This window comes from Pseudobacter sp., from assembly GCF_051955275.1.
Taxonomy (GTDB): Bacteria; Bacteroidota; Bacteroidia; order Chitinophagales; family Chitinophagaceae; genus Pseudobacter.
Genome location: NZ_JBQCGW010000055.1, coordinates 1 through 3,951, shown reverse-complemented (window position 1 = coordinate 3,951; position 3,951 = coordinate 1). Strand labels below are relative to the sequence as shown.

3 protein-coding genes are annotated in these 3,951 nt (G+C 47.1%); all 3 read left to right on the top strand.

Features of this window, described 5'->3' with window-relative positions; translation table 11 throughout:
* Positions 1-60 precede the first annotated feature (60 nt).
* The gene (locus tag ACTHMC_RS05490; RefSeq protein WP_440411558.1) at positions 61-642 is read left to right on the top strand and encodes an RNA polymerase sigma factor; all 582 of its coding nucleotides are present in this window, start codon (positions 61-63) and stop codon (positions 640-642) included.
* Positions 643-699: 57 nt separating this feature from the next.
* Positions 700-1,848, top strand: a complete 1,149-nt coding sequence (locus ACTHMC_RS05485) for a FecR domain-containing protein (RefSeq protein ID WP_440411556.1) — start codon at positions 700-702, stop codon at positions 1,846-1,848.
* Between the two features lie 326 nt (positions 1,849-2,174).
* Positions 2,175-3,951: TonB-dependent receptor plug domain-containing protein (locus ACTHMC_RS05480; protein ID WP_440411555.1), on the top strand; the 1,777-nt coding region annotated here is incomplete at its 3' end.

The window sequence follows — 3,951 nt, the reverse complement described above, 5'->3', positions numbered from 1 at the left end:
TACCTTTCCACTGTTATCCACCCCAGAACTAATGTAATAGTATAACTGAAGTTGGCTGATTTGCCTACATACGATGCTGCCCCGCAACTTGATCCGCCTACCCGGGAAGAGGAACTGGTGTTCCGGGAGATCTATGACCAATGGCATGCCAGGATCTATTCCCTCTCCATGTACGTTACCAGGTCTGCTTTCATGAGTGAAGAAATTACCCAGGATGTATTTCTTAAGCTCTGGAACCAGCGTAGCAGTCTTGCTCAGATAGAGCATTTACCTGCCTGGATCAGAACGATCACTATAAATACCACCATCAATTATTTACGGAAGAAAGCCAGGGAGCAACTGCTGTTGAAGAATTACCTGGAGCAGGCGCATGAGCAAACTGACGACGGTTTCCAGGGCTTGCGTGAGCGTGAACTGGCCGGACTGCTGCAGGGGATTGTGAAGGACCTGAGCCCGCAGCAGCAGAAGGTCTGGGAGCTTACCAGGGGGGGCGGCATGACGCTGGAGCAGGCTGCTATTGAAATGGGCATTACCAGAAATACTGCCAAAGAGCACCTGGCCCGTGCCATCAAAACCATCCGCAGCAGGATGGATGGCCATATTGAACTGATGGTCACAGCAGCGGTTGGATTATTCCTGTAAATATTTTTTTCTTCCATGTCCCCCACAGGCCTGCGCACAGGCGTTTAATTATATAGTATGACAGAAAGCAGGTTTACAGAACTGTTTGTACGGTACCTGGAACAGCAGACCACAGGTGCTGAGGAAAAGGAGCTTTGGGCAGCATGGGAGCAGGATGCTCCGGAACTGGCCAGGGTGAAAGAAACTTTACTGGGCGATGCTTTCGAAAGGCTGCCGGTAAGTTTTCCGCCTACTGCACAACAATCTATGGGTATGCTGCAACGTGTGATGCAGACAACAGATAATGTGAAAGTGATCAGCATGCGCCGCTGGTGGTGGGCTGCTGCAGCGATTGTATTGTTGCTCGGTTCAGGGATTACCCTTTGGGTAAATAATGGAGAGAAAAAGCCGGAAGTAACGGCTGAGAACAAGGTCATTGAAGCGGGGAAATCCGGCGCCATTCTTACGCTGGGAGATGGTACAAAACTGGTGCTGGATAGTCTGGGTAACGGAATTGTATCTGCAGAAAAAGGAGCATCTGCCTTCATGAAGGATGGGACGCTTTCCTATACACCTTCGGGGGAACCATCCATGGAAACGGCATACAATACAATGACCACTCCGAAGGGACGGCAGTTCCGGGTGACATTGCCGGATGGCACGCAGGTATGGCTGAACTCGGCCAGCTCCATCCGCTACCCGGTTGCCTTTGCGGGCAATGATAGAAAAGTGGAAATCACCGGTGAAGTTTATTTTGAGGTCACTCAGAAAATGAACAAACCTTTTATTGTGCAGGCAGGCAAGAGGGCGGAGGTGCATGTGCTGGGTACAGATTTCAATATCAACGCCTACGATAATGAACCATCATTGAATACTACTTTGATAAATGGATCGGTAAAGGTGAATGGCGCTCTGCTCAAACCCGGGCAACAGGCTCAAGTGTTGAACAGTGCTGATCCGGTGCAGGTGATACATGATGCAGATATCAATAAAATAATGGCCTGGAAGAATGGACGTTTCAATTTTGAAGGCGTGGGGATTGAAGCCATCATGCGACAGATAGAAAGATGGTACGACGTTGAAGTGGAGTATGCCGGTAAGAAACCAAAAGTGGACCTGGAGGGAGAAATGACGAGGGATGTATCCCTGAATGGACTGATCATGCTGATGAAAAAGTCCGGCGTGGAATGCCGGCTTGAAGGCAGAAAGTTAATTGTACTTCCTTAAGGAATCAATCATACACCTTACATATGAAGAAAAGCAGCGCCGGGCACTTGCCGGCCAGGGAGTTTATTGCATCATCACACTCCGCAGACCTTATCCTGTATAACGGATTTGTATATCCGTAAATGATCAGCTGAAAGAAAAACCGCCACGGATTGCTCCCGCGGCGGTAGGATGTTCAGTTGATTTCAAATGGTCTTGCAACAATTTTTCACAAACCGAACAAGTACGAAAGTATGCAAAAAACTGCTTTTGACTCCGGAACGGCTCTGGCATTTTTCAACTGCCCGCCAGAAAGATACCGGGGTCTCACCAAAACCCTGCTAGTCATGAAGCTGACTATCTTATTCACTGCGATTGCTTTTTTTCAGGTACAGGCGTCCACCCTGGCGCAGACCGTAACCCTTTCCGGTAAAGATTTTACGTTGAAACAGGTGTTTGCTGCCATCGACAAGCAAACGGGGTATGCATTGATGACCAACAAAGGCACGCTGGATGCCAGTAAGCCGGTAACGCTGACGGTTCATAAGATGCCGTTGAGGGAGTTCCTTGATTTTGTATTGAAGGAGGAGGAGTTGGAATATGAGATAGAAGGGAAGACTATTTTTTTATCGAAGAAAAATAAGGTGGTTAGTGGAGGGGCGCCGCCTGAGCGGCTGGAGGTTTATAAGGATCAGGAAATAATCACTGGTCAGGTAATCAATGAAGATGGAGCCGGATTGAGTGGCGTAAGCATATTTCATAAGAAAATGAATAAAGGGACGCTCACGGATGCGCAGGGGCTGTTTTCGATAAAGGCAAAAAAGGGCGATACGCTGTTATTCTCAATTGTCGGATATGCTGATCAGCAGGTGAAGATCACCGGTAATATCCTACAGGTTAGAATGAAAGTGGCTCATTCCGTTCTGGATGAAACACAGGTTACTGCCTATGGTAAAACTTCCCGCAGGCTGTCTACCGGCAATATCAGTACAGTGAAAGGAGAGGATATTCAACGGCAGCCGGTAATGACGGTGCAGGAAGCACTGATCGGGCGTGTAGCCGGATTGACCATTGAGCGTACTTCCGGTAATTCTGCTGCGCCGGTGAAGGTAAGGATCAGGGGCACTAATACCATTAATCAGAATGCAGTGGCAGATCCGCTCTATGTGATAGATGGTATCCCTGTAAATATGATGAATACAGGTTTACGCGCAAATAGCCCGGTAAATATGGGAGCTGTTCAGGCAGGGGTAGTAAATACAATAGGAGAAAACCCTTTGCTTTTTCTCAATCCTGCAGATATTGAACGGGTGGATGTATTGAAAGATGCAGATGCTACAGCTATTTATGGGTCCAGGGGTGCCAATGGTGTGATCCTGATCACTACTAAAAGATCTAAAGGTGGTCCAACTACCGTGGGAGTAACAGTGCAGAAAGATGTCAGGTTCAATCAGAATTATCCCAGGTTACTGAACACGCCTGAGTACCTGGCAGTCAGGAGGGAAGCATTCAGGAATGATGGGATAGAGCCTGCTATCGGTAATGCGCCTGATCTGACCCTCTGGGATTCCACAAAATATACTGACTGGCAGCGGATGCTGGTAGGAAAAGGAGGCGCAACCACTGTGAATGTTAATGTTGGTGGAGGGGAAGGTCAAACCAGGTATTCCTTATCTGGCGGTTATTCAACACTTAAAGATATTATGAACAATGGAGGAAAAAATGAAAGGATCTCATTTAATTCCTCCGTATCTCACAGGAGCAGGGATAGCAGGTTCAATTTTACTTTGGGCAATATGATATCCCACACAGAAGTGAATTCATATGCAATTTCCTCGTTGGGCAGACTTCCTCCGAATGCACCTGATATGTACAATAACAAAGGAGAATTTAATTTTGATGGTTACCGGATTGGAAATACCACTTTCTTTCCTTTTGCAGGAATCAGGCAACCGAGTTCCAGCAAAACATTAAGTGTGAACAATCAAATACAGCTTGATTATGAGCTGATCAATGGCCTTAATCTGTCAATGACAGCAAGATATGCTTTCAATACCAACGACAATATCAACTTAAAGCCATCTGCTTCCATAGATCCCCTCAGCTGGGCATTGCCTATGGCAT